The sequence below is a fragment of the Synechococcus sp. PROS-U-1 genome (assembly GCF_014279755.1).
In the GTDB taxonomy this organism is placed as follows: domain Bacteria; phylum Cyanobacteriota; class Cyanobacteriia; order PCC-6307; family Cyanobiaceae; genus Parasynechococcus.
In genome coordinates, this window is sequence record NZ_CP047951.1 from 2541764 (window position 1) to 2565751 (window position 23988).

23 protein-coding genes are annotated in these 23988 nt (G+C 59.5%); 14 read left to right on the plus strand and 9 right to left on the minus strand.

What is annotated here, in order from left to right; translation table 11 throughout:
* Positions 1 to 2 precede the first annotated feature (2 nt).
* Positions 3 to 1070, minus strand: a complete 1068-nt coding sequence (locus SynPROSU1_RS13665) for a 3-deoxy-7-phosphoheptulonate synthase (RefSeq protein WP_186570968.1) — start codon at positions 1068 to 1070, stop codon at positions 3 to 5.
* A gap of 96 nt (positions 1071 to 1166) precedes the next feature.
* Here SynPROSU1_RS13665 and acnB point away from each other — a divergent pair, with 96 nt between their 5' ends.
* Genes acnB through SynPROSU1_RS13680 form a run of 3 tightly spaced genes read left to right on the plus strand, consistent with a single transcriptional unit; the run spans position 1167 to position 6856 of the window.
* Complete coding sequence (acnB, locus tag SynPROSU1_RS13670) at positions 1167 to 3749, plus strand: bifunctional aconitate hydratase 2/2-methylisocitrate dehydratase (RefSeq protein WP_186570969.1); 2583 nt, start codon at positions 1167 to 1169, stop codon at positions 3747 to 3749.
* A gap of 18 nt (positions 3750 to 3767) precedes the next feature.
* Entirely contained in the window at positions 3768 to 5213 is a 1446-nt protein-coding gene (locus tag SynPROSU1_RS13675) for a ClC family H(+)/Cl(-) exchange transporter (protein WP_186570970.1), read from the plus strand.
* A 56-nt stretch (positions 5214 to 5269) separates the two neighbouring features.
* The gene (locus SynPROSU1_RS13680; RefSeq protein WP_186572425.1) at positions 5270 to 6856 is read left to right on the plus strand and encodes a radical SAM protein; all 1587 of its coding nucleotides are present in this window, start codon (positions 5270 to 5272) and stop codon (positions 6854 to 6856) included.
* Here the strand turns inward: SynPROSU1_RS13680 and SynPROSU1_RS13685 are convergent.
* Together SynPROSU1_RS13685 and purU are read right to left on the minus strand one after the other, a co-directional pair.
* On the minus strand, positions 6774 to 8051 hold the full coding sequence (locus SynPROSU1_RS13685) for an O-antigen ligase (protein ID WP_186570971.1): 1278 nt from the start codon (positions 8049 to 8051) through the stop codon (positions 6774 to 6776). The two genes, SynPROSU1_RS13680 and SynPROSU1_RS13685, sit on opposite strands and share 83 nt — an antisense overlap.
* Positions 8048 to 8902 carry a formyltetrahydrofolate deformylase gene (purU, locus tag SynPROSU1_RS13690; protein ID WP_186570972.1) on the minus strand — a complete coding sequence of 285 codons (855 nt, stop codon included), beginning with the start codon at positions 8900 to 8902 and terminating at the stop codon, positions 8048 to 8050. Before purU ends, SynPROSU1_RS13685 begins: the two co-directional genes overlap by 4 nt.
* Positions 8903 to 8974: 72 nt before the next feature.
* Between purU and psbQ the strand changes: the two genes are divergently transcribed.
* Both psbQ and SynPROSU1_RS13700 read left to right on the plus strand, forming a co-directional pair.
* Positions 8975 to 9424: a photosystem II protein PsbQ gene (gene psbQ, locus SynPROSU1_RS13695; RefSeq protein ID WP_186570973.1), complete on the plus strand. Its 450-nt coding sequence runs from the start codon at positions 8975 to 8977 to the stop codon at positions 9422 to 9424.
* Positions 9421 to 10491, plus strand: a complete 1071-nt coding sequence (locus tag SynPROSU1_RS13700; RefSeq protein ID WP_186572426.1) for an FAD-dependent oxidoreductase — start codon at positions 9421 to 9423, stop codon at positions 10489 to 10491. The genes psbQ and SynPROSU1_RS13700 overlap by 4 nt, the downstream gene beginning before the upstream one ends.
* 43 nt (positions 10492 to 10534) lie before the next feature.
* Here SynPROSU1_RS13700 and dnaK read toward each other — a convergent pair whose 3' ends face one another.
* Complete coding sequence (gene dnaK / locus SynPROSU1_RS13705) at positions 10535 to 12442, minus strand: molecular chaperone DnaK (protein WP_186570974.1); 1908 nt, start codon at positions 12440 to 12442, stop codon at positions 10535 to 10537.
* Positions 12443 to 12558: 116 nt separating this feature from the next.
* Here dnaK and SynPROSU1_RS13710 point away from each other — a divergent pair, with 116 nt between their 5' ends.
* The 4 genes from SynPROSU1_RS13710 (at position 12559) to SynPROSU1_RS13725 (ending at position 14774) form a co-directional block, all read left to right on the plus strand.
* Positions 12559 to 13428: a shikimate dehydrogenase gene (locus tag SynPROSU1_RS13710; RefSeq protein WP_186570975.1), complete on the plus strand. Its 870-nt coding sequence runs from the start codon at positions 12559 to 12561 to the stop codon at positions 13426 to 13428.
* A 10-nt stretch (positions 13429 to 13438) separates the two neighbouring features.
* Positions 13439 to 13930 (plus strand): Tic20 family protein, encoded by a 492-nt coding sequence (locus SynPROSU1_RS13715; protein ID WP_186572427.1) that lies wholly within the window; start codon positions 13439 to 13441, stop codon positions 13928 to 13930.
* 80 nt (positions 13931 to 14010) lie between these two features.
* Positions 14011 to 14388 carry a 30S ribosomal protein S6 gene (gene rpsF / locus SynPROSU1_RS13720; protein WP_186570976.1) on the plus strand — a complete coding sequence of 126 codons (378 nt, stop codon included), beginning with the start codon at positions 14011 to 14013 and terminating at the stop codon, positions 14386 to 14388.
* Between the two features lie 47 nt (positions 14389 to 14435).
* Positions 14436 to 14774, plus strand: a complete 339-nt coding sequence (locus tag SynPROSU1_RS13725) for a hypothetical protein (RefSeq protein ID WP_186570977.1) — start codon at positions 14436 to 14438, stop codon at positions 14772 to 14774.
* Here the strand turns inward: SynPROSU1_RS13725 and SynPROSU1_RS13730 are convergent.
* Together SynPROSU1_RS13730 and SynPROSU1_RS13735 are read right to left on the minus strand one after the other, a co-directional pair.
* A complete protein-coding gene (locus SynPROSU1_RS13730; RefSeq protein ID WP_186570978.1) occupies positions 14766 to 15977 on the minus strand; it encodes an argininosuccinate synthase in 1212 nt (403 codons plus the stop codon). The two genes, SynPROSU1_RS13725 and SynPROSU1_RS13730, sit on opposite strands and share 9 nt — an antisense overlap.
* Positions 15977 to 16189 carry a hypothetical protein gene (locus tag SynPROSU1_RS13735; protein ID WP_186572435.1) on the minus strand — a complete coding sequence of 71 codons (213 nt, stop codon included), beginning with the start codon at positions 16187 to 16189 and terminating at the stop codon, positions 15977 to 15979. The genes SynPROSU1_RS13730 and SynPROSU1_RS13735 overlap by 1 nt, the downstream gene beginning before the upstream one ends.
* Before the next feature lie 80 nt (positions 16190 to 16269).
* Between SynPROSU1_RS13735 and SynPROSU1_RS13740 the strand changes: the two genes are divergently transcribed.
* The 4 genes from SynPROSU1_RS13740 to SynPROSU1_RS13755 all read left to right on the plus strand — a co-directional run bounded on the left by SynPROSU1_RS13740 (position 16270) and on the right by SynPROSU1_RS13755 (position 18663).
* Positions 16270 to 16539: a DUF3134 domain-containing protein gene (locus SynPROSU1_RS13740; RefSeq protein WP_006850710.1), complete on the plus strand. Its 270-nt coding sequence runs from the start codon at positions 16270 to 16272 to the stop codon at positions 16537 to 16539.
* A 137-nt stretch (positions 16540 to 16676) separates the two neighbouring features.
* Complete coding sequence (gene mraY / locus SynPROSU1_RS13745) at positions 16677 to 17711, plus strand: phospho-N-acetylmuramoyl-pentapeptide-transferase (protein ID WP_255444918.1); 1035 nt, start codon at positions 16677 to 16679, stop codon at positions 17709 to 17711.
* Between the two features lie 536 nt (positions 17712 to 18247).
* The gene (locus SynPROSU1_RS13750; protein WP_186570980.1) at positions 18248 to 18496 is read left to right on the plus strand and encodes a hypothetical protein; all 249 of its coding nucleotides are present in this window, start codon (positions 18248 to 18250) and stop codon (positions 18494 to 18496) included.
* On the plus strand, positions 18496 to 18663 hold the full coding sequence (locus SynPROSU1_RS13755) for a hypothetical protein (protein ID WP_186570981.1): 168 nt from the start codon (positions 18496 to 18498) through the stop codon (positions 18661 to 18663). The genes SynPROSU1_RS13750 and SynPROSU1_RS13755 overlap by 1 nt, the downstream gene beginning before the upstream one ends.
* A 116-nt stretch (positions 18664 to 18779) precedes the next feature.
* Here the strand turns inward: SynPROSU1_RS13755 and SynPROSU1_RS13760 are convergent, their stop codons facing one another.
* A complete protein-coding gene (locus SynPROSU1_RS13760; RefSeq protein WP_186570982.1) occupies positions 18780 to 19214 on the minus strand; it encodes a L,D-transpeptidase in 435 nt (144 codons plus the stop codon).
* Between the two features lie 137 nt (positions 19215 to 19351).
* On the opposite strand from SynPROSU1_RS13760, the gene purT reads away from it, so the two are divergent.
* A complete protein-coding gene (gene purT, locus SynPROSU1_RS13765) occupies positions 19352 to 20521 on the plus strand; it encodes a formate-dependent phosphoribosylglycinamide formyltransferase (RefSeq protein WP_186570983.1) in 1170 nt (389 codons plus the stop codon).
* Between the two features lie 51 nt (positions 20522 to 20572).
* Here the strand turns inward: purT and SynPROSU1_RS13770 are convergent, their stop codons facing one another.
* Positions 20573 to 21661: a hypothetical protein gene (locus SynPROSU1_RS13770; protein WP_186570984.1), complete on the minus strand. Its 1089-nt coding sequence runs from the start codon at positions 21659 to 21661 to the stop codon at positions 20573 to 20575.
* Between the two features lie 99 nt (positions 21662 to 21760).
* The gene (locus SynPROSU1_RS13775) at positions 21761 to 23884 is read right to left on the minus strand and encodes an HAD family hydrolase (RefSeq protein ID WP_186570985.1); all 2124 of its coding nucleotides are present in this window, start codon (positions 23882 to 23884) and stop codon (positions 21761 to 21763) included.
* Positions 23885 to 23988: the final 104 nt, after the last annotated feature.

Sequence of the window (23988 nt, forward strand, 5' to 3'; positions counted from 1 at the left end):
TCTCAAGCAGTGACCGTCTGTTTGCGACTGGCAACGGCCGCGGCCAGATCATCCAGCAGGGCTTCGGTGGTCTCGAGGCTGATGCAGGCATCCGTGACGCTCTGGCCGTACGTCAGCTGCGTCAGGTCGGCGCTGAGCTTCTGATTGCCTTCCACCAGATGGCTCTCAATCATCACGCCCATCACGTGGCTGGAGCCACCCCGCAACTGCTCGGCAACGCTGGCCAGCACCTCCGCTTGTCGGCGGAAGTCCTTGTTGCTGTTGGCATGGCTGCAATCCACCATCAGTCGATCCTGCAGACCGGCCTGGCTCAACTCCGCCGCGGCTGCCTGCACGGCCTCCAGGTGGTAATTGCTGCCACGGCTGCCTCCGCGCAGCACGAGATGTCCATAGGGATTGCCCGTGGTGCTGACGATCGAAGCATGGCCCTCACGATTGATGCCGAGAAAATGATGCGGCTTCGAGGCAGCCTGCATGGCATTGATCGCAATCGTGGCGCTGCCGTTCGTACTGTTTTTGTAGCCGATCGGCATCGACAGACCAGAGGCCATTTCGCGGTGGGTCTGACTCTCGGTCGTCCTTGCACCGATCGCGGTCCAACTGATCAGATCGGCGATGTACTGCGGAACCACGGGATCGAGCAGTTCCGTTGCAGCGGGCATTCCCTCACGCGCGAGATCGAGCAGCAATCCCCGGGCCCGACGCAGTCCCGTGTTGATGTCGTAAGAGTCATCGAGATGGGGATCGTTGATCAGTCCCTTCCAGCCGACCGTGGTCCGAGGCTTCTCGAAGTACACCCGCATCACCACATCCAACTGATCCTTCAGGCGCTCGCGAATGGGTGCCAAGAGCTGGGCATAGTCGCGGGCTGCTTTGACATCGTGAACGGAGCAGGGACCCACCACCACCAGCAGGCGGTCATCTCGACCGCTGAGAATGTCCTGGATGCGCTGGCGGGCGGATGCCACGGTCTCAAGCGCTGCCGCATCCATGGGCAGCTCCTGATGCAGCACCGCAGGGGCAACCAGGGGACGTGTCTCCACCACATGCAAATCGGAGGTGGTGGCCATGGGTGGACGCGAGACTCCGACCAAGGCTACGCACCCTGCTAACTGTCAACAGACACGGTCCGGAAGAATGGTGAGAGTCCCTGAACAGAGATCTCCATGCTGAGCGCTTACCGCGAGCTGGCCGCCGCCCGGGAAGCCCAGGGCGTTCCCGCTCTTCCGCTCAACGCCGAGCAGACCCAGGGACTGACCGCACTGCTTCAGAACCCGCCTGCCGGTGAAGAGGCGTTCCTGCTGCACCTGCTGAGCGAACGGATCCCCCCGGGTGTGGATGAAGCCGCTTACGTGAAGGCCACTTGGCTCAGCGCCGTGGCTCAGGGAGAAGCCACCAGTCCCCTGGTGTCACCGCTGGAAGCCACGCGGCTGCTGGGGACGATGGTGGGTGGATACAACGTGGCCGCCCTGATTGAGCTGCTGAAACACCCCGACGCTGCTCTGGCCGGCTGTGCTGCAGAGGGACTCAGCCGAACGCTGCTTGTTTACGACGCGTTCAACGAAGTGATGGATCTGGCGGCAGACAACCGCTTTGCCCAACAGGTTGTGGACAGCTGGGCAGCAGCCGAGTGGTTCACCTGCAAGCCCGAACTGGCCGACAGCATCACCGTGACGGTGTTCAAGGTCGAGGGCGAAACCAACACGGACGATCTCTCGCCAGCGACCCACGCCACCACCCGGCCGGACATCCCCCTCCATGCCCTGGCGATGCTCGAAACCCGCGATCCAGAGGGTCTGAAAACGATCGCGACCCTCAAAGACAAGGGCCATCCCGTGGCTTACGTCGGTGACGTGGTGGGAACAGGAAGCTCCCGCAAAAGCGCCATCAACTCGGTGCTGTGGCACACCGGGAATGACATTCCCCATGTGCCCAACAAACGGGCCGGTGGCGTGATTCTCGGCGGCAAGATCGCCCCGATCTTCTTCAACACGGCCGAGGACTCCGGCGCCCTGCCAATCGAATGCGATGTCAGTGAACTGAACACTGGTGATGTCATCACCATCCGACCCCATGCCGGCACGATCGAACGCGACGGCACCGTGGTGAGTCGGTTCGAGCTCAAGCCCACCACGATCAGCGACGAGGTGCGCGCCGGCGGTCGCATCCCCCTGATGATCGGTCGCGCCCTGACCGACAAGGTGCGCGCAAAGCTCGGCCTCAACCCTTCGGATCTGTTCATCCGCCCCTCAGCTCCGGCGGACACAGGCAAGGGCTTCACCCTGGCTCAGAAAATGGTGGGCAAAGCCTGCGGCCTCGCTGGCGTCCGACCCGGCACCAGCTGCGAGCCGCTGATGACCACCGTCGGCTCCCAGGACACCACCGGTCCAATGACGCGGGACGAAATGAAGGAACTGGCCTGCCTGGGCTTTTCCTCCGACCTGGTGATGCAGAGCTTCTGCCACACCGCCGCCTATCCGAAGCCGGTGGATCTGCAGACCCAGAAGGACTTGCCCGACTTCTTTGCCCAGCGCGGTGGCGTGGCTCTGCGGCCAGGTGACGGCATCATCCACAGCTGGCTGAACCGGATGCTCCTTCCCGACACCGTCGGCACCGGTGGCGACAGCCACACCCGCTTCCCCCTCGGCATTTCCTTCCCAGGGGGCTCCGGGGTTGTGGCCTTCGCGGCCGCTATCGGCGCCATGCCGTTGGACATGCCTGAATCGGTGCTGGTGCGCTTCAGCGGGTCATTGCAACCCGGTGTCACCCTCCGGGATGTGGTGAATGCCATCCCCTGGGTGGCCATTCAGCGGGGGCTGCTCACCGTTGAAAAGGCCAACAAGAAAAACCTGTTCAATGGCCGCATCATGGAGATCGAAGGCCTCCCAGACCTGAAGCTGGAGCAAGCCTTCGAGCTCACCGATGCCAGCGCAGAGCGCTCCTGCGCCGGCTGCACCATCAAGCTCTCCGAAGACACAGTGAGCGAATACCTGCGCAGCAATGTGGCGCTGCTCAAAAACATGATCGCCCGCGGCTACAGCGATGCCCGCACCCTGGCCCGCCGGATCAAGGAGATGGAGGCTTGGCTGGCAAACCCACAACTAATGAGCGCCGACCCTGACGCTGAATACGCCGAAATCCTCGAGATCAACCTGGACGAGCTCACCGAACCCGTGGTGGCCTGCCCCAACGACCCCGACAACGTGAAGTTGCTCAGCGAAGTGGCCGGTGACCCGGTGCAGGAGGTCTTCATCGGCTCGTGCATGACCAATATCGGTCATTACAGAGCCGCAGCGAAGATCCTGGAAGACGCCGGCCAGAACACAGCGCGCCTCTGGGTCTGCCCCCCGACTCGGATGGACGAGGAAACCCTGAAAGCCGAGGGCTACTACGCCACCTTCGAGGCCGCCGGGTCCCGCATGGAGATGCCGGGCTGCTCCCTGTGCATGGGCAATCAGGCCCGCGTGGAGGACAACACCACCGTGTTCTCCACCAGCACCCGCAACTTCAACAATCGCCTGGGCAAAGGTGCTCAGGTGTACCTGGGCAGCGCTGAACTGGCCGCCGTCTGTGCCCAGCTGGGTCGAATCCCCACTCCAGAGGAGTACAGCAGGATCGCTGCCGAAAAGATCGATCCCCTCTCCGACGAGCTCTACCGCTATCTGAACTTCGATCAGATCAGCGGTTTTGAAGACCAGGGGCGGGTGGTCAGTGCGGACGACGAAGCAACCGTTCTGGCTCAGGCCTGATCCCTGATCACCTCATCTGTGCCTGCCCTGAGCGAACCCAAACAACGACGCCACCTCCTGGGCTCCAGCCGAAGCATCAGGAGGTTGTTGGAGCGCCGCTGGCTGGTGGTGGTGCTGGCTCTGGCGCTCACCGGACTCGGAGCAGCCATCACCGGCCTGCTGTTCACCAGCGGCATCAACCTGCTGCGCGACTGGCGGCTCGATCTGCTCGATGAATTTCCCGCCTGGGTGGTGCTCCCCGCCCTCGGCGCCATCGGCGGGATGATCTCGGCCTGGCTGATCACCAACCTGTCCCCGGCAGCTGGCGGAGCGGGAATCACCCACATCATGGGCTTCCTGCGCCACCGATCGGTACCAATGGGGCTTCGGGTGGGTCTGGTGAAGCTCGTGGCCGGCATCATTGCCATCGGCTCAGGGTTTCCCCTCGGCCCAGAAGGCCCAGCTGTGCAGATGGGCGGCTCCGTGGCCTGGCAGATGTCCCGCTGGCTGCGGGCACCGGTGGCCTTTCGGCGGGTGATTGTCGCTGCGGGCGGCGGTGCAGGCATTGCCGCCGTGTTCAGCGCTCCCATCGGTGGATTCATCTACGCCATCGAGGAGCTGCTCCACTCCGCCAGGCCCGTGGTCCTGTTGCTGGTGATCATCACCACCTTCTCCGCCGACACTCTGGCGGATGTGCTCGGCTTCCTCGGTCTCAATCCCGGGGGCGGCGGACTCAACAGCACCATCGGCTTTCAACTGGAACGGGAATACACCCCCCTAGTGCGCTTCCTGCCTGTCGATCTGCTGTACCTGATCGCTCTCGGCATTGTGATCGGCGTGCTGGCGGAGCTTTACACCCGCTACGTGCTCACCATGCAACGGCAGGGCAACCGTTGGTTCGGTGATCGGTTGATTCTGCGCATGACCCTGAGCGGACTCGTGCTGGGCTGCGTCTATGCGGCCCTGCCCGACGCTTTCCACAACCCCAGCGAACTCAAACACCTGATCGGAGCCGGCAAGGCCGACATCAGCCTGGCCCTCGCCAGCTTTGTGGTGCTGTTCTTCAGCACCGGTCTGGCGGCGGGCTCTGGAGCACCGGGGGGACTATTCATGCCAATGCTGACGTTGGGAGGAGCCATTGGTTTGGCCGGCGGCATTGGCGTTGAGGCCCTCACTGGCCATGTGCCCACCACCTACGTGTTCGCTGGCATGGGCGCCTTCGTTGCCGGCTGCTCGCGAACCCCGATATCAGCCATGTTCCTGGCGTTTGCGCTCACCAAGGATCTGCTCATCCTCAAGCCCATCCTGGTGGCCTGCCTCACCAGTTTCTTGGTGGCCCGGTTGTTCAATCCGGATTCCATCTACGAGCGCCAGATGGGCATGGAGCTGGCCTCCGAAGACCGAATGCAACTGCGCTTGAACCGTCACCGTCGACCGTTTGAAGCCCCCACACCACCCAAAGGCCCTTCAGGAGATCCACTCTGAACCAGGAAACGCTGCTGTTTGAGCCGGCCTTGCCGGAGCCCGGAGCCCTGCAGGCCGTGTTGGCCTTTCCCAGCACCTATTCCGTGGGGATCACAAGCTTGGGCTATCAGATCGTCTGGGCCACGTTGGCGCAGCGCAGCGATGTGGACGTTCGGCGACTGTTCACAGACCAGCACGATCCCTTGCCCAGGCGTTGCGATCTGTTCGGGCTCTCCCTGAGCTGGGAACTGGACGGCCCTGTGCTGCCGGAGCTGCTGCAAAACCAGCGGATCCCTGTCTGGGCTCTGGAGCGGGGGGATGAGGACCCCATCGTGTTCGGTGGCGGACCGGTGCTCACGGCCAACCCCGAACCCCTGGCACCGTTCTTTGATGCCGTGCTGCTCGGAGACGGCGAACTTCTCTTGCCCGCTTTCATCGATGCTCTGCAGAGCTGCCGGCAGGCATCGCGGGAGGAACGACTCAGATACCTGGCTCAGATACCAGGGGTGTATGTGCCTTCGCTGTATGCCCCGCAGTACGACCCAGACGGGGAGCTGATCGGCATCGAACCGATCGATCCAGCGGTTCCGGCCCTTGTCGAAAAACAGACCTGGCGAGGCAACACCCTCAGTCATTCAACGGTGGTCACCCCTGAGGCCGCTTGGCCCGACATCCACATGGTGGAGGTGGTGCGCAGTTGCCCTGAACTGTGCCGGTTCTGTCTGGCCAGCTACCTGACCCTGCCATTCCGAACGTCGTCGTTGGATGACGGTCTGATCCCAGCTGTGGAAAAAGGCCTGAAAGCCACCAAACGCCTCGGCCTGCTGGGTGCTTCCGTCACCCAGCATCCCCAGTTCGCCGACCTCCTGCACTGGCTGGATCAGGACCGTTTCGATGACACCCGCGTCAGCGTCAGCTCGGTGAGGGCAGCCACCGTAACTCCCGATTTGGGTCGAATCCTGGCCAAACGGGGCAGCCGCTCCCTCACCATCGCCATCGAAAGCGGCAGTGAACGGATGCGCGACGTGGTGAACAAGAAACTCACCACCGAGGCCATCCATGAGGCGGCCCGCCATGCCAAACAAGGCGGCCTCTCGAGCCTCAAGCTCTACGGGATGGTGGGCTTGCCGACGGAATCGGATGACGACGTCGAAGCAACGGCGGATCTCCTGCTGGCTCTTAAGAAAGGAACCGCCGGACTGCGCTTCACGCTGGGGGTGAGCACCTTTGTCCCCAAAGCCCAGACCCCCTTCCAGTGGCAAGGGGTTCGACCAGAAGCTGAGAAGCGCCTCAAACGCCTGGCCAAAAGGTTGAAACCGAAGGGAATCGAATTCCGACCGGAGAGCTATGGCTGGAGCGTGATTCAGGCCCTGCTCTCCCGCAGTGACCGTCGCCTGGCCCCGGTGATCGCAGCCGTTGGCGAGAGCCGCGAAAGCATGGGGGGTTGGAAAAAGACTTACCGGGCTGCCCTCAACGGTGAGCTCCAACCGATGCCCGGACCAGCCCTACCGCTGCCGCCGCCATGGAGCACCGTCATCCACGAACCATGGGAGGCCTCAAAAACCCTCCCCTGGACCCACCTCAGGGGGCCCCTGGCTCCGGCGCTGCTTCGGGACCATCACGATCAGGCCTTGGCTCTGGAGTCTCCCCAACCTCCTGATTGAAGGCAGCCAAACCCGCCAACAATGTCCAGCCGAGAATGTTGAGGCGACTGTCAAAAAACGGCAGATCGGTGGCATGCATCGCCACCAGCACGAGCGTGGCAGTCCACCAGGCCCGTTCCATCGGCGCTTTCTGCAGGATTCCCCGCCGCAGGGCTACCACCAGCAACAGCAGAACCGTTCCAACAATCAACAGCATCACCGGAAGACCGTGGCTGATGGCCAACTCCAGGGGGAGATTGTGGGAATGGCCATGCCAACGCTTGGCCGCATAGATCGGATAGAGCACGCTGAAAGCGGCTGCCCCCCAGCCCAGCCAGGGACGGGCCGCAACCAACTCCAAGGCATACCCCCACTGGCCCAGACGGGTGTGTTTCCAGGCGGTGGGCCCTCCCCGCTCCAGAAGCCGCTCGAGAATCGGCTCCGGCACCACAGCCATGGCCAGTTGACGCCATCCAGGGGGGACACCGGGCAGCACCACCAAGAACAACGGAGAGGCCAACAACAACAGGAGGGGGAGCAACCAGAACCACTGCATCGGTCCCAGAACGAAGGGAACCGCCAAGGCCAGTGACCCCATCGCATTGCGCGACTGGGTGAGCAAAACAGCAAAAACCGTTGAAAGCGTGAGCACCAGAGCAGCACCACGCCGCCACCAACGATCCGGTCGCAGCACAGCCGCCAGCATCAACGGCCAGACCACTCCGAGCCAGGCTCCGGCGATGTTTGCGTAGTCAAACAAACCCGACAGGCGCCCTTGCGGTTCGCCACCGGGGGCAACGAACCAGATGATGGCGCCGCCTCCGAGTTGCCAAGGGCCCTCCCAACCCAGAAACATTTGCCCCAGGCCGGTGAGCAGCACCGGCAAGGTTCCGGCCACCAACATCCAGGCCGCCTGGCGGCGCTGCAGTTCACTGGCGAGATGGGGCCGAAAGGCCCAGAAAGCCCAGAAAAATGGCAACCAATTGCCCAAACCAGCCCAGGCAAGGGATCCTGTTTCGGCCCCCAGAGACCCCAGCAGCATTAACAGGGAAGCGACAAGAAACGGTTGCGTCCAGCGGTCCTGCCAAACAGGACAATCTCTGCCACGACTTCCGCTGACACAAGCTACGAAGAGACAGATGCCCGACAACAAAGCGCTGGACGGAAGCAGAAAGAGACCAAGCCGGAACGCCTGATGACCGCGATGAGACGTCATGCAAAAACGGCCGTTCGACCGCGATACACCATCACTTGACGGCGCAGATGCATGCGAAGGGCCCGCGCCAGAGCAAGGCGTTCGGTGTCACGGCCCTTGCGGATGAGATCCTCCACCTCGTCCCGATGACTGACGGGAACCGTGGTTTGCTCAATGATCGGCCCATCATCCAGATCCTCGGTGACGTAATGCGCTGTGGCACCGATCAGCTTGACCCCACGGTCCCAGGCCCGGTGGTACGGCTGAGCACCCTTGAAGGCTGGAAGAAAAGAATGGTGAATGTTGATCACCTGAGGAAAGCGCTCAAGGAAATCACCACTGAGAACCTGCATGTATTTGGCTAGCACCGCGAGCTCAACGGTGTTCTCCTCAAGCAGCTGCAGCATCCGCTGCTCCGCTTCCACCTTGGTCTCCCTGCTGACAGGCACACAAACGAAAGGAACCTCGAACGCCGCACACAGGGGTTCCAGATCCGGATGATTGGCGATGACCAAGGGAACCTGCATCGGCAGCTCACCGCTTTGAACACGCCACAGCAGATCCTGCAGGCAGTGGCTCTGCTTGCTGGCAAAAATCGCCACACGAGGAAAGGCGTCGGAAAAATGGAGCTGCGCCTCCCCACCAAGCCGTTCTCCCAGGGCCTGAGCTGCCTCGGGAAGCGCATCCCGCGGAATGCCAAAGCCCTTGAGTTGCCATTCAATGCGGCTGAGAAACAGCCCCGCTCCGGCGTCGGTGTGGTGATCGGCATGGCGAATGCTGCCGCCATTGGCTGCCACCCAACCCGCTAATTCGCTGACCAGGCCTGGACGATCAGGACAGATCATCTGGAGGATGACCGTGGCGTCACTCACAACAACCTTTGAAAAACAAATTCTCCCGCGCAGGAGGGGCTGGTTAAAGTCGCAGAAAATTTTTTGATCACCATGCTGAAGGCTCTGAGACGCCTGGCTGCGTTCTGCCTCTGCGTCGCGTTGAGCATGGGTCTGATGGCCCCGGCTGCTGTCGATGCTGCCGGCATCAATCCTGATGATCTGGGGGTGATCCGCCGCCAGGCCGCGGCATTTGAAGCCACCAAGTCTCGTCTGCCTGATCTAGCCCGGCTGGTGAGTGAAGAAGACTGGGTGTTCACTCGCAACCTCATCCATGGCCCGATGCAGGAAGTGGGCCGGGAAATGCTGTACATCAACCAGCGCTTGGATAAGAGCGACCGCAAAGCGGCCGACAAGGTGGCCCGCTCCTTGAAGGAAGCCATGGCTGATCTGGATGAAGCCGCACGACTGCAGGATTTCAGCCGCATGCAGAAGTCCTACAGCGCCGTGGCAGCTGGATTTGACGCCTACAGCGATTTGATCCCTGCTGAGGCCTTCAGCTGACCTGCTCCGTCGGTGTCATTGGTGCTGGGGCCATCGGCCTCGGCACCTCCTGGCATTTGGCTCAACAGGGTCATGCGGTCTCCGTTTACGACCCACGCCTGAACGCGCCCGTTCATCGTCGGGGATCAGCAAACGATCTCAGTGGCACGTCGGCATCCCTCGGGGTGCTGATGGGCCACGTGTTTCGCCGCAACAGCGGTCGGGGCTGGAGGCTTCGCCGCAGGAGCATGGAGCTCTGGCCCCAGTGGGTCAGGGCACTGAAGATCCACCAGCCTGAGCTCAAACTCCATCGGGGCCTGCTGCAAATCGCTGAAGACGAACAAGCGGCTCAGCGCATGGAGTGGCTCGCCGCCCAACGCGTCGAGCTGGGCCTGCAAACGATGACCAAGGAAGACTTCAGAACGGTCTGGCCGACAGCCACCCATGGTGGGCTTCACTCATCTGATGACGGTCGCATCGACCCACTGCTGCTCCAGCTGGCCCTGCGAGAGGCTCTGAAGGAACAAAGCGTGGAGCTGAACGCCACAGCAGTGGTCCGCCTGGAGCGCGATAACCACCACTGGCGTGTGCATCGAACCGATGGAGACAGCCAAATCCACGACGTCGTCGTGCTCTCCACAGCTCTGACCACGGACGCCCTGCTGGAACCCCTGGGACACGCCCGACCGATGACACCAGTGTTGGGTCAAGCGCTTTCACTCCAGCTGGAGACGGGACCAACGAACTGGAGCAACTGGCCCTCGGTGCTGGTGGACCAGGGCTTCAACCTGATTCCCACGTCACCTGGACAGTTGCTGCTCGGGGCAACCGTGGAACCGGGTGATTGCGCTTCGGCAGACCCTCTGATCTTGATGCGCAGCCTGAATGAACGAGCACCGGCATGGCTGCGCACTGCCACCGTGGTGAGCCACTGGAGCGGCCTGCGAGCCCGACCCGTGGATCGCCCTGCACCGCTGCTGGAGGAGCTGGAGCCTGGACTGATTCTTGCCAGTGGCCACTACCGCAACGGCGTGCTGCTCGCACCTGCCACAGCGGAATGGGTCGCCGCTGCACTCGAGCAGCCATGAAAAAAGGGCCCCGCAGGGCCCTTCACATCGATGGGTCAACCGATCACTTGGTCTCGGTGAACTCAGCGTCGATGACGTCGTCACTCGCGTCACCACCACCAGCACCGGCACCGGCATCAGCACCAGGAGCTCCAGCACCAGCTGCTGCCCCTTCCTGCTGATAGACGGAAGCACCAACGGTATAGAGCTCCTGCTGCAGTTCTTCCAGCAGGGTCTTCATCGCGTCGTAGTCGTCCTTCTCGGTGGCTTCCTTGAGCTTGAGGCGCTTCTCCTCCAGCTTCGCCTTGGCGTCAGCATCGACCTTGTCGCCGAGTTCGCCCATCTGCTTTTCAGCTTGATAAACGAGGGTTTCGGCCTGGTTCTTGAGGTCGATCTTTTCGCGCTTCTCCTTGTCAGCGCTGGCGTTGGCCTCGGCGTCCTTCACCATCTTGTCGACCTCGGTGTCCGACAGGGTCGACGCACCGGTGATCGAGATGGACTGTTCCTTACCGCTGCCCTTGTCTTTAGCGGTGACGCTGAGAATGCCGTTGGCGTCGATGTCGAAGGTGACCTCGATCTGTGGCACACCCCGGGGAGCCGGAGGAATGCCATCGAGACGGAAGGTTCCGAGCGACTTGTTGTCGGAAGCCATCTCGCGCTCACCCTGGAGCACGTGAATCTCCACGTTGGTCTGACCATCCACAGCCGTGGAGTAGGTCTCGGTCTTCTTGGTGGGAACCGTGGTGTTGCGGGTGATCATCTTGGTCATCACACCGCCGAGGGTCTCCACACCCAGGGAGAGGGGCGTGACGTCGAGCAGAAGGATGTCCTTCACCTCGCCGGCCAGCACGCCACCCTGGATGGCAGCACCGACAGCCACCACCTCATCGGGGTTCACCGTCTGGTTGGGATCTTTTCCGGTGATGCGCTTGACCAGCTCAAGCACAGCCGGGATGCGGGTGGAACCACCCACCATCACGATCTCGTCCAGCTCACCGGAGGACAGCTTGGCGTCCTTCAGCGCCTGCTCCACAGGCATGGCGCAGCGGTCGATCAGCTTGGAGGCCAGTTCCTCGAACTTGGCGCGGGTGAGGGTGAGATCCAGGTGCTTGGGACCCTCAGGCGTGGCCGTGATGAACGGCAGATTGATCTCGCTCTGGGTGGCGTTGGAGAGCTCAACCTTGGCTTTTTCAGCGGCCTCGGTGAGGCGCTGCAGGGCTTGCTTGTCCTGACGCAGATCGATGCCTTCGTTGGCTTTGAACGTCTCGGCCAGGTGATCAACGATCACCTTGTCGAAATCGTCACCACCGAGGTGAGTATCACCAGCGGTGGACAACACCTCAAACACGCCGTCGCCAACTTCCAGCACAGAGACGTCGAAGGTGCCGCCGCCCAGGTCGAAGACCAGGATGCGCTCATTGCTCTTCTTGTCGAGGCCGTAGGCCAAAGCCGCAGCGGTGGGCTCATTGATGATGCGCAGCACCTCAAGGCCAGCGATCTTGCCGGCGTCCTTGGTGGCCTGACGCTGGGAGTCGTTGAAGTAGGCCGGAACGGTGATCACCGCCTGGGTCACCGTTTCGCCGAGGTACTTGCCGGCGTCCTCAGACAGCTTGCGCAACACCTGGGCGGAAACCTCCTCAGGCGCGAATTGCTTGTCAAGAACCGGGCACTTCACCTTCACGTTGGAACCGGCCTTCTCAACGCCGTAGCTCACTTCCTTTGATTCCTCGTTCACCTCATCAACCCGACGGCCGATGAAGCGCTTGACGGAATAGAAGGTGTTGTCTGGGTTCATCACCGCCTGACGTTTGGCGATCTGACCCACCAGCTGATCCTGGTTCTTGGTGTAAGCAACCACGGAGGGCGTCGTGCGGAAGCCCTCGGCGTTCGCGATGACGGTGGGCTTGCCGCCCTCCATCACGGAAACACAGCTGTTCGTGGTGCCAAGGTCAATGCCGACAACCTTGCCCATCGGTGCCCACCTCCTGAAATGTTGATTTGAATGGGCTCATCCTCCACAGCAGACCCGGTGGGAGGCGAGGTGTGGTTCCCGAACAGGCAGGCTGGTGAAGCAATCCGGCCCTGGCAATGATCAACGGCGGCACCAGCCTTTTGGGCCTGCTTGGCAATCCAGTGCGCCACTCACTTTCGCCGGTGATGCACAACGCTGCTCTCAAAACGATGGGGCTCAACTGGCGCTACCTGGCCCTGCCCTGCGAAAGCGAGAGCCTTGAGCTGGTGCTGCAGGGTCTCAGGGCCGTTGGCTGCCATGGGCTCAACGTCACCATCCCGCACAAACAGGCCATCGCCGCACTCTGCGAGGAGCTGAGCCCTCTGGCGGAGAGGCTTGGTGCCGTCAACACCTTGGTCCCCGGGGCAGGCGGTGGCTGGTACGGCACCAACACGGACGTGGAGGGCTTTCTGGCTCCACTCGGTGCCAATGAAGCCTGGGCCGGACGCCATGCCGTGGTGATTGGCTGCGGTGGATCTGCTCGAGCGGTTGTCGCCGGTCTGCAGAGCCTGAACCTCAACTCGATCACCGTCGTGGGACGGCGACGCGAGGCACTGCAGGCCTTCATCACGGATCTGCGACAGGACAACGCCCCTTTGACGGCCTGTCTCGACAAGGCGGCCCAGCTCAAAGACGCCGTTTCTGGAGCGGCTCTTGTGGTGAACACCACCCCGGTGGGCATGGCCCAGCATGGCGATACCAAGGCCATGCCACTGGGTGCGGAACTCTGGTCAAGCCTGCGTGCCGAAGCGATTCTGTACGACCTCATCTACACACCAAGGCCCACCAGCTGGCTCGCTGCCGGGCAACGCCAAGGCCATCGCTGCATCGATGGCCTCGAAATGCTGGTGCAGCAAGGTGCTGCGTCACTGCGGCTCTGGAGTGGGCACGATGACGTTCCAATCGAAGCGATGCGAAGCGCCGCCTTGACTGCTCTTGCGACCTAACGTCGCAGCAATTCCAAGCTCCACCGTGCAGATTCCCCTCTGGCAGCGGCTACTCGCACCGCTGGTGTACCTGCTCCCCTGGAGTGACGCCATTCCCTTTGGCCTCGGGGCTGACGGCGTGTTCAACCAGATCCCGTTGCTCAGGCTGCTGATCGTTCCAGCCGTTCCTCTGATCCAACTGGATCGAGGGGTTCCTTTCGGTGGTCTTCTGCTCTTTTTCGTGCTTTTCCTAGCGGTGGTACGCAATCCAGCTGTTCCCTACTTCCTGCGGTTCAACACCCTGCAGGCCCTGCTCACCGACATCGTGATCGTTGTTTTGAGCTTCGCTTTTGGAATCCTGCTCCAACCGCTTGCTGGAGGCAGTCTGCTGATGAGCACCCTCTCCAGCACGATCGTTATCGCTGTGCTGGCAATCCTGGTGTTCGCCCTTGTGGAGTGTGGGAGAGGCCGTGAACCAGATCTGCCAGGCATCAGTCAGGCCGTGCGCATGCAGCTCTACTGAAGGTTGAGGGTCACGCCGGGGGATAAGGTGTTGGATCCGTCGCTCACGCTGGTGAGCCAGAAGCCCCTTAGGAGCTGCCCATGACGCTCGATCCGTATTACGAAACCATGTACATCCTTCGTCCGGACATTCCGGAGGAGGAAGTTGAAAGCCATCTCACCAAATACCGCGACATGCTCGTGGAAGCCGGTGCCGATGTGCTGGACAACCAAATGCGCGGCAAGCGCCGTTTGGCCTATCCGATTGCGAAGCACAAGGAAGGCATCTACGTGCAACTGAGCCATAACGGCGATGGCCAGCACGTTGCTGTTCTCGAGAAGGCCATGCGCCTGAGCGAAGACGTGATTCGCTACCTGACGGTGAAGCAGGAGGGTCCTCTCCCCGCACCTCGGGTGATGCCTGGCAGTGAAGCCGCCCAGCCCCAAGCGGAAACAGCAGCACAAACCACTGAATCCTGAGCCTGATCAGGCTTGTTCCATGCATGGGCGGGCGATAGCGTCCGCCTATGAATCCCTTGGATCAGCAACATCAGGCCCCAGAGCCCCAGTGGATCCAACCGGTTGAACCGGCTGATCAATCGAGCGTTTATCTGCGTCGGATCGCAGAACTCGAGCAGCAGGTCGAAACCTATGAAGCATTGCTCGATGAACTGCCGGATCTGTTTGAGCGAAAGTTTCAACAGCGATTGGAACCATTGATCGAGCGCTATCGCTTGTTGGCGGATGCAAGCGGACACCCCAATTGGCTCGAAGCAACTCCAACACCGACGGGAAGGGGAAACGTCATTCGCTTCCCCCACTTCGAGCTGCCGGGCTTTCTCAAGACACGGCAGCGTTCAGCCTGAGCGGCGGTGAGACGCTGACCAGAGTCGGGTAGGCAAACCCCAGACGTAAATGAAGCCCTCCGCAGCGCGGTGATCGAACTGATCCTCACTGCCGTAGGACGCCATCTCAGGGACGTAAAGACTGCTGTCTGCTGAGCCCCGACCGGTGACCGTGGCCGTTCCCTTTTGAAGCCGGAGACGGACGACACCATTGACGGTGGTCTGGGTGCGGTCCATGAAACCGTCCAGAGCATCCTTGAGAGGACCGAACCAAAGGCCCTGATAGACGAGATCGGCCCACTGCATCTCCAGTTGCCGCTTGCTGCGCAGAACATCGGCGGCCAGGGTCAGGCTTTCCAGTTCCTGGTGGGCCTGAATCAGAAGCAACAGTCCAGGCGTTTCGTAGATCTCCCGAGATTTAATTCCCACCACCCGGTTCTCGATCATGTCGAGTCGACCAATGCCGTGGGTGCCCGCCAAACGATTGGCTTCACGAATCAACGCCACGGGGTCCAAACGCTGGCCGTTGATCGCAACGGGATTGCCCACTTCAAAGGCAATCTCGATCTCTTCCGAGGCATCGGGAGCATCCTCCACCGAACGGGTCATCGCGAAGACCTCTTCCGGCGGAGCCACCATCGGATCTTCGAGAGGTCCAGCCTCGATGCTGCGGCCCAGCAGATTCAGATCAATTGAGTAGGGCGACTTCTTGCTTACCGGGGCGGGCATCCCAAAGCGTTCGCCATAAGCGATGGTCTCTTCTCGGCTCATGCCCCACTCACGGGCTGGAGTGAGGACCTTCAGATCCGGAGCCAGCGCTGCGATGGCGACATCAAATCGCACCTGGTCGTTGCCCTTGCCTGTGCAGCCATGGGCGACAGCATCAGCACCCACTTCCTGGGCCACCTCAACCAGGCGCTTGGCAATCAGAGGCCTGGCCAGAGCCGTAGAGAGGGGGTAGCGGCCTTCGTACAAGGCATTGGCACGAATCGCCGGAAAAGCGAAATCCTTGATGAACGGCTCGATCAGGTCTCCCACCAGCGACTGACTGGCACCGGCATCGAGGGCTTTCTGACGAATCGGTTCCAGCTCATCGCCCTGGCCGAGATCTGCAGCGAATGTGATCACATCCTCCACACCCCATTCCTGCTTGAGGTACGGGATGCAGACACTGGTATCCACTCCCCCGGAATAGGCGAGTACCACCTTCTTGGCGCGGCCCATCAATGGGTCTCCTGATCACTTTCTTCTGATTCTCTCGTCTCGCCGGCCGCATCTTGAGGTGAGGTCACAAGCAGCCATGCAGCCAAGACAGCAGCAGGGGAAAAGACCAACAACAGCGCCAGGCTCCAGGAGGGCTGCAACGCTTCAGGACGCTGCAGACCCCACCAGTGCAACCCAGCACTGATCATCAGAGCCAGACACCACATCACCACCAGAAATGCAGGTTTGTTCAGCTGGAGGACAAAAACAGCACGTGGTTTATCTTGGTTGATTGGCCTGCGTCCCTCCCTGCATGAGCGCTCTGGTTGATTTAAACGCCCTGGACAGCGTCAACCCGTCCCTCACCCGCTACGGGCGCCGTGATCCAGCGCCCGTGCTGCCCTTGCGAGAGGAGCCCGATCTTCTGTCGTGGCTGGAGACCAGCGGCCGTCTTGTCGCCGACGAAGAATCCGGTTCACCCGAAGTGAGCACTGTCGAAGAGGAAGAGCTCTCAGCGCTCATGGGTGAGAAAGAGGACTACAACAAGGATGATGAGCAAAATGAAGAGCAATGGGAGGACTGACGTCCCCCAGCCACTAACTGGTCGTCTCTAAGCGACTCATTTAGGGTCCCAGCGACCAGTCCAGTACTGCCTTGCAATCCACGGATTCGACCCATCGTCCTTGGTGGGAAAGCGGCTCTCTGAGTGCCTGCTTGCTCATGCTGGTGGTCTTGGCCACCAGCTTTGCAGCTGACAAGTGGATTCCGAATGCGCAGCTGAGCCTGCCTCTGTTGATTTCAACGGTCTGTGCAACGGCTGTCGCAGCCTTGGGGATACCCCTTTTGCGTGGCCTGAAGATGGGGCAGTTCATCCGCGAGGAGGGACCGGAAGCCCATCGGAGCAAAGCAGGAACGCCAACGATGGGAGGCCTGCTCGTGGTTCCCATCGGGGTCATTCTCGGCAGCCTGATCACACGGGATCCCGTGGCGTCGCAACAGCTGCTCAGCTTGGCGTCGCTGACGTTGGCGTTCATGGTGATTGGGGGCATCGATGACTGGAGCAGCCTCACCAAACACACCAACACCGGCCTGACACCTCGTGGAAAATTGCTGCTGCAGGCCATTGCGGCTGTGGCCTTTCTGGCCATCGCGGCCTGGCAGGACTGGATCAACAGCAGCATTGCTTTGCCCTTTGGTCTTGAGCTTCCGCTGGGGATCCTGATCTGGCCTTTGGGGTTGTTTGTCGTTCTGGCAGAGAGCAATGCCACCAACCTCACCGACGGCCTGGATGGTCTGGCCAGCGGCTGCGGAGCACTCGTCTTTACGGGTCTCGCGCTTCAGATGATGCTGCGAGGTGACAACGGCGATCCAGCCCTAGCTGGATTTTGCATGACCATGGCTGGGGCATGGCTGGGGTTTCTCATGCACAACAGGAACCCGGCTCGCGCCTTCATGGGCGACACGGGATCCCTGGCGATGGGTGCAGCCCTCAGTGGTGTTGCCCTGTTGTCCAACAGTCTGTGGCCCCTGCTGGTGATGGGAGGCGTGTTCTTGGCGGAATCACTCTCTGTGATTATCCAGGTGTGGGTGTTCAAGGCCACGAAGGGCGCTGATGGACAGGGCCGGCGCGTGTTCCGCATGGCGCCACTCCATCACCATTTTGAGCTGGGAGGCACCGACGAAAGAAGTGTGGTGCCTGCGTTCTGGCTGGTCACGGTAGGGCTTGTCCTGCTGGGACTCGTTCTACGTCCCTGAGGACGAATTAGCTGTAGGGATCGATAACCAGAACATCTCCGGAGCCTTGATCTTGAACCGCCAGACTCGATGGAGCTGTATCCCAAGGAAAAGGCACATCAGCCCAATCCTCAAACTTTCAACTAAAGAAATCAGTTTTATTCAAGCTGCATCAAGGCGATATGACCAGAAATCCATTCAACGTTAATAACATTAAAGCTTGAATTTTCTTGAAAACCCGATACACACAAGCAGCTAACTCGGTCAAGAAAACACGATCATCGATACAAAAAATTAGATCTTCAATACGCATGTTTTGAATCGATCTCAAGACCATCATCTGCGAATATTTGATTGAGTCGATGTTCTTGTCGAGCAATGTGTCGCCCGAAAGACGATTGATGGTTCAAGAAAGCAAGAGGCGATCACAGCAGAAAAACCCCGGGAATAGCGGATCTCAGCTGACAAGCCGATGATGAACAGATTTGCATCTCCGGCAAGAAAGCTCGCTGCAGCTCACATCCCTTAAGGTTGTGCTTTCGAGGCATCAAGGCAGGATGACCTACTTCACATGGCGTGAATCCGGTCTCACAGCTGACTGTTCAAGCCTCGAGGCCATGGCTTCCCGCTTCGAGGAGTCAGCCAGTTTGATGCGACGCATGTCAAGCGAAGGGTTCCAACTGGAGCGACATGGAACCGAGCAGCGCATCACCCATCCCGATCCCACAGTGTTTGAAGCTTGGGGATTCGTCAGCGAAGAATCGCCGGTCCGCCAACTCACGCTGATCCCGGATCTTCAGAACTGATGGAGAACTTGCTTGCCAAAACCGCTGAGCTGCTGGCCAATGCAGCGGCGGATCCCGATCGGGTTCTGCGTTGGGTGCTGATCTATTTCGGCCTGTCGTCGCTGGGGTTCATGGGCGTGTGGTTGATCGGAGAAGTGCGACGTCAGAGCAACGCCGATTCGAACTGAACCCTCAACGACTCGCTTCCACAGAACGCTGACGCCACTGAGGTGACTGCTCCATCGATTTCAGCTGCTCAGCGCTGGGGCGTTCAAGCGCATCCAGAAGATGCAGTGGTTCCGCTTCAAAGTGAAGGTGAGGACCAGTCGACCAGCGACCCGTGTTCCCACAAAGACCAATGATCTGGCCCCGGTTGTAGGAGCCAGCGGGATCCCAAGGGGTTTCGGCCTCCTGGAGGAACCAGAGCTCCAGTGCCTGGATGCCTCCAAACGGGATTCACCGTCTTGAACACCACCCGATGCTCTCCAAGAGGCGTTTCCCAACCTTGGGTGCCGACAGCGGCAGGCACACGCAGACGAAGCTGACCATGCTCCAGCAGGATCAGCTGACGGCTGGAGCGATACAGCACAAGCTGTTTGGTGGAACGGGAGCGGACGGCAGCCGGCAGCAAGGCGAGCGCCTCTGCATCACTCAGCCAAGGAGCAACCGGAGGAATCGGATCAGCGGGCCTGGCTCTAACCACCCCGAGCTGAAGACATACTCCAGCGAGAACCGCCATCCATGTCGCCCGAAGCACTGGACTTCATCAAGAACGCATCCTTGACGTAGCGGCACATCGAGCCCTGCACTCCCAGGCTGCGGAAAGTCTCAGGACTTGCGTTGATTGATGATGCGGCCAGCCATTAAAAGATCGCCATGCCGTCGTTTCCTCGCACCGTGATGCTGCTGGGCAGTGGGGAACTGGGGAAAGAAGTCGCCATCGCTGCCCAACGGCTCGGCTGCCGGGTGATCGCCTGTGATCGCTATGCCGGTGCTCCGGCCATGCAGGTGGCTGACGATGCGGAGGTGCTGCCAATGACCGATGCCGATGCCTTGCTGGAGGTGGTCAGGCGCCACCAACCCGATGTGGTAATCCCGGAGATCGAAGCGCTCGCAGTTCATGCGCTGGCGGAACTCGAACAGGAAGGGATCACCGTGATTCCAACGGCCCGTGCGACGGCCGTCACCATGAATCGAGACCGTATCCGCGACCTAGCGGCAGGCGAACTTGATCTCCGAACAGCACGATTCGCCTATGCCTCCAGTGCTGAAGAACTCAAAAAAGTGGCAGAACCCCTGGGCTGGCCGGTCGTTGTGAAACCGGTGATGAGTTCTTCGGGCAAAGGCCAGAGTGTGGTGGCCAGTGCAGACGATCTGCCCAAGGCCTGGGATGCCGCCATGGCCGGGGCTCGGGGCACCTCAACTCAGGTGATTGTGGAGGAATTCCTCCACTTTGATCTGGAAATCACCCTGCTCACCATTCGTCAGCGCAATGGCGAGACCCTGTTCTGTGCACCGATCGGCCACGAACAAGAAGGTGGCGACTACCAGTGCAGCTGGCAGCCAGCTCAACTCACGGACCAACAACTGCATCAGGCCCAGGCCATGGCAAAGACCGTGACCGACAACCTCGGCGGTGCAGGACTCTTCGGTGTTGAATTTTTTCTCTGTGGTGATGAGGTGATCTTTTCGGAACTCTCTCCGCGCCCCCACGACACCGGTCTGGTCACATTACTAAGCCAAAACTTGAATGAGTTCGAGTTGCATTTGCGGGCAGTACTCGATCTTCCGATTCCAGAAATCACGACCGCTGATGCGGCTGCCAGCCGAGTGGTTCTGGCAAACAATCACATGGAAAGCGTGACTCTCACAGGAGTAGAAGAAGCCCTTCGGGAACCTGACACCCAGCTGCTGCTGTTTGGAAAACCAACAGCACGGCCAGGACGACGCATGGGAGTTGCTTTAGCCCTCGATACAGATGTGGAAAGAGCGAAGGCAAAAGCCGACCGAGCAGCAGCCTGCGTCAAAGTAAAGATAACTCAATAAAAAAAAGGCCGACACTTGCAACACAAGTGTCGGCCTTATTAAACGTATATGCTACCCATGCATATGCAAAGCATGAGCTTTATCAACATACTCACTTCCCTTAACATCAACAGGATTTTGAAGATCGATATTCCATTCAATAGCAGTTCCCCCATTTGCGAACCCAGGAACAAACATATTTACGGCCTGAATCAATGTTTTCTGCAAAGGACCCTTCTGAATACCGGAAGGATCACCTTGAAGTCCGTCAACATAATAAGAACTAAATATATTTTCAATATCCCCACCTCCATGAGCGCTTTTTTCGATTCTGTCCAAAGCCAAGAGACCACCTGAACCCGAAGCATCTTCAATAGGAATCAACGCAGCATCTTCCTTGGAAATCGAAATCTCCTTACCAAATATCTTTATATCACCCCAAAACTTCCATGCCAAGTCGTCGGCATACCACGTACCCTCGCCTGTCAGAGGATCAATTTTACCGCCAACCTGTCCAATCTCAACCTCAGATAAAATGGAACCAGACGCAAATGTGTTATCAATTTCCTGTGTGTTTTGGGGACAGAGAACTGAGATCACATTACCGTCATCGTCGATTCCTACAGACACCCTATAATTTTTTTTATATTCAAGCGTGCCAGGCCCTGGCTTACCATCAAGCACAGGCTTTGGCTTGTATTGAAAAAGAACATCTTCAGATGTCAAAGATTTAGTAACGTCGGCATCTCTAGAGTGGTTTTCAATTAAACCCTTATCAGTCACAGCTTTAAAAGTTGACTTCCGCAACTCTTTCTTTGACAATCGGCCATTGCCATTATGGTCCATAGCAGCTATAAGATATTTGATATCCTCATCTTCTACATCAAGATAAGGCTTTCCATTTAAAATATCTATCTGCGCTTCAAAATGAACATTTGGTGACACAGATAAACCAGATTCACCGTCTCCATTCTTTCGACCTCCTCTAGCTTTTCCAGAAGTTTTAGTGATAAGCTCAAACACCATTCTAGAACCCGTCAGGGATCCTATTGGATCAAATCTTATCGACTTATTTTTTCCAAATTTTACCTTGAAATCAGGAAAAAGATTGCCAACTGGACCCAAATAACGACGCGGATTAACGGAAAGACCGATCGACACAGGAAATACTCATTGCAAAAGAAGCTTATTCATAAATTCTTCATCATATTCACTTTTAAGATTTAAATAATTTTCCTGATGAAAGAAAAAACTGTCTTTTCAAAAACTAGTTTTAAATTTGAAATGATCTATCCCGTCCAATACAGCTCCAACACTGGGTCTCTTAGAGATGAAGACCCGCTGCTGATGACGCTGGACCAGCAGACAAGGATCGTGATCTGCAGGCAAGACTGTGGCGGGTAAACCGTCCAATAACTCTCCATCACCCTGCTGACTGGCCACCACCAGAACCCGCTCCAGGGAGAGCCCCCAGGACTGGGCCAGGAAACGGATGGCCTCACTGCGGGACGCGCGCTGCGGCAAAACATCCAGGAACCAGTGGCAGCGGAGCTGGGGTTCCGCCTGCAGGCCATGGCGCCGCAAGCACTGACGGGCCAACCCGATCAAACCGCCGTTGGAAGCACGCAACAGATAGCTGACCTTGAAACGACTTTGATGATCAAGATCCTGAAGCTTGATGTGTTCCTGAAGTTGCCCCATTGCTGCAAGAACAGCATCGCGATCCCAGGCCTGGCTGATCCGCTGCGCCCAGGCGGAATCCTCTATGCAATCCACCGCGTGGTGAATCTCAGTTCCAGCGCGGCAGATCCAGGCCTTGGGAGCGGGAAGATGCAACTCCTGATAGCGCTGACGCGCCTGACCCAGGGAGCGCCCCGTCAGGATGACCAACCCGGTCGTAGCAGCAAAGGGTTCGGCTTGTAGCCGATCGCGCAGATGCGCGAGGGAGCGTTGCTCCGGCAAGTCCAAGCTGCTGTCAAGATCCAACGCCAGCATCCTGGAAACAGGGCTCGGCCGCCGCACCACCGACAACGCTCGAACGGGTGACAGACGGATCTTTTGCTGCATCAGAGCGAGGTACTGGCACACGTGGGCATCCCAGCTGAAATAACGGCTGATCGCCTCGACCCCGTTGTCACTCCAACGTCGCCAACGGGATGCATCACTGCCAGCCAGTTCCAGGGCTTCCTGAAGTGCCCCAGGATCGGTGACGTCTGCCAAAAGACCGTTGTCGCAACGGTGTTGGATATCCCGTGGCCCCCCATCGTCGGTCGCCACCATCGGCAACCCACAGGCCGCGGCCTCCAGCAGGGTGAGTCCGAAGGGTTCCGTCAACGCCGGATTCACAAACAGACCTCCACGCCGCGAAGCCCAGCGATACAGGGCGGGAATCTGGGCACGACTGTGTTGTTTGGGATAGGCCACCTGGCCATAGAGATCAAAGCGATCCACCAGATCGAACACCTGCTGAAGCACATCGCGCTGCTGCTTCTCGAGCTGACGCGGGTCATCCCGACAGCCCAGCACAAGCACGAGGTTGTGACGCTGCCGCAGCACCGGTGACTGGCCATAGGCCTCCACAAGCGCAGGAATGTTCTTGCGACGAACCGCACGGGAAATCGCCAGTAAGGGCGGACGATCTGGCTCCCTGAGGAAAGGCTGCAACAGGCTTTCCACAGCAGAGCATTCCTGCGAGGAACCGTGCGGATGGAACCGTGTGGCATCGACCCCGGGGGGGACCACCTCCGCCTGAGCCGCCTGAAAGTGGCCGTAGCGCGAGTACTGCTGATCAGCTTCCTGACGGGTGCTGGTGATCACCAGATCGGCTTGCGCCAGAGCGCGCTCTTCGGCGTCGATGCGTCTGCTGATGGCATAGGTCTGCTCAATCTGAGATCGATCCAGACCACCGGCCAAGAGGCGTCGCTGTTTCTCCCGACCGAGGGAATGGCCGGTGAACACCAGCGGAATGCCCAGCCGCTGACTGACCAAGGAACCCACCAAGCCGGCATCGGCGTAATGGGCATGAATCCAATCCACCCTCTGGCCGGGCTGGCTCAGATGTTGGACCAAATGATCCGCCAACTCCTCGAGATGGGGCCAAAGCAACTCCTTGCGCAGATACCGCTTCGGACCGAATGGGAAACGCAGGATGCGGGCACCCGGACAAATGGCCTCCTCCGGTTGGCTGTAGTCGAGCTCAACGCGACGGTCCTGAATCAACCGCGTCACCACATCAACCTGCTCGACCTCCGCCCGCTGCGCCAGGCTGCGCGCAAGCTCGAGGACGTACAGCGTCTGGCCACCGGTGTCAGCATCCCGTCCCAGTTCGAGCTCATGGGAACGAAACAGACCGTGAAGATGCAGATGCAACAACCGGATCCCCATTCGCTCACCTCACAAACAACAACGGAACACAAATTCAGTGCCGTTGGTTTTTCTTTAGAGGCGGAAGAAGGGCTAAAAAATGAAAAAAACCTTAGAAGCCACGT

Excerpts from the sequence above, each read along its gene's own strand:
- acnB (WP_186570969.1), top strand. The coding sequence starts at position 1,167 with ATGCTGAGCGCTTACCGCGAGCTGGCCGCCGCCCGGGAAGCCCAGGGC.
- SynPROSU1_RS13760 (WP_186570982.1), bottom strand. The coding sequence starts at position 19,214 with ATGGCGGTTCTCGCTGGAGTATGTCTTCAGCTCGGGGTGGTTAGAGCC.
- mraY (WP_255444918.1), top strand. The coding sequence starts at position 16,677 with ATGCTGGTGGTCTTGGCCACCAGCTTTGCAGCTGACAAGTGGATTCCG.
- psbQ (WP_186570973.1), top strand. The coding sequence starts at position 8,975 with ATGCTGAAGGCTCTGAGACGCCTGGCTGCGTTCTGCCTCTGCGTCGCG.
- SynPROSU1_RS13730 (WP_186570978.1), bottom strand. The coding sequence starts at position 15,977 with ATGGGCCGCGCCAAGAAGGTGGTACTCGCCTATTCCGGGGGAGTGGAT.
- rpsF (WP_186570976.1), top strand. The coding sequence starts at position 14,011 with ATGACGCTCGATCCGTATTACGAAACCATGTACATCCTTCGTCCGGAC.
- SynPROSU1_RS13710 (WP_186570975.1), top strand. The coding sequence starts at position 12,559 with ATGATCAACGGCGGCACCAGCCTTTTGGGCCTGCTTGGCAATCCAGTG.
- purT (WP_186570983.1), top strand. The coding sequence starts at position 19,352 with ATGCCGTCGTTTCCTCGCACCGTGATGCTGCTGGGCAGTGGGGAACTG.
- SynPROSU1_RS13685 (WP_186570971.1), bottom strand. The coding sequence starts at position 8,051 with ATGACGTCTCATCGCGGTCATCAGGCGTTCCGGCTTGGTCTCTTTCTG.
- SynPROSU1_RS13755 (WP_186570981.1), top strand. The coding sequence starts at position 18,496 with ATGGAGAACTTGCTTGCCAAAACCGCTGAGCTGCTGGCCAATGCAGCG.
- SynPROSU1_RS13665 (WP_186570968.1), bottom strand. The coding sequence starts at position 1,070 with ATGGCCACCACCTCCGATTTGCATGTGGTGGAGACACGTCCCCTGGTT.
- dnaK (WP_186570974.1), bottom strand. The coding sequence starts at position 12,442 with ATGGGCAAGGTTGTCGGCATTGACCTTGGCACCACGAACAGCTGTGTT.
- SynPROSU1_RS13725 (WP_186570977.1), top strand. The coding sequence starts at position 14,436 with ATGAATCCCTTGGATCAGCAACATCAGGCCCCAGAGCCCCAGTGGATC.
- SynPROSU1_RS13740 (WP_006850710.1), top strand. The coding sequence starts at position 16,270 with ATGAGCGCTCTGGTTGATTTAAACGCCCTGGACAGCGTCAACCCGTCC.
- SynPROSU1_RS13750 (WP_186570980.1), top strand. The coding sequence starts at position 18,248 with ATGACCTACTTCACATGGCGTGAATCCGGTCTCACAGCTGACTGTTCA.
- SynPROSU1_RS13775 (WP_186570985.1), bottom strand. The coding sequence starts at position 23,884 with ATGGGGATCCGGTTGTTGCATCTGCATCTTCACGGTCTGTTTCGTTCC.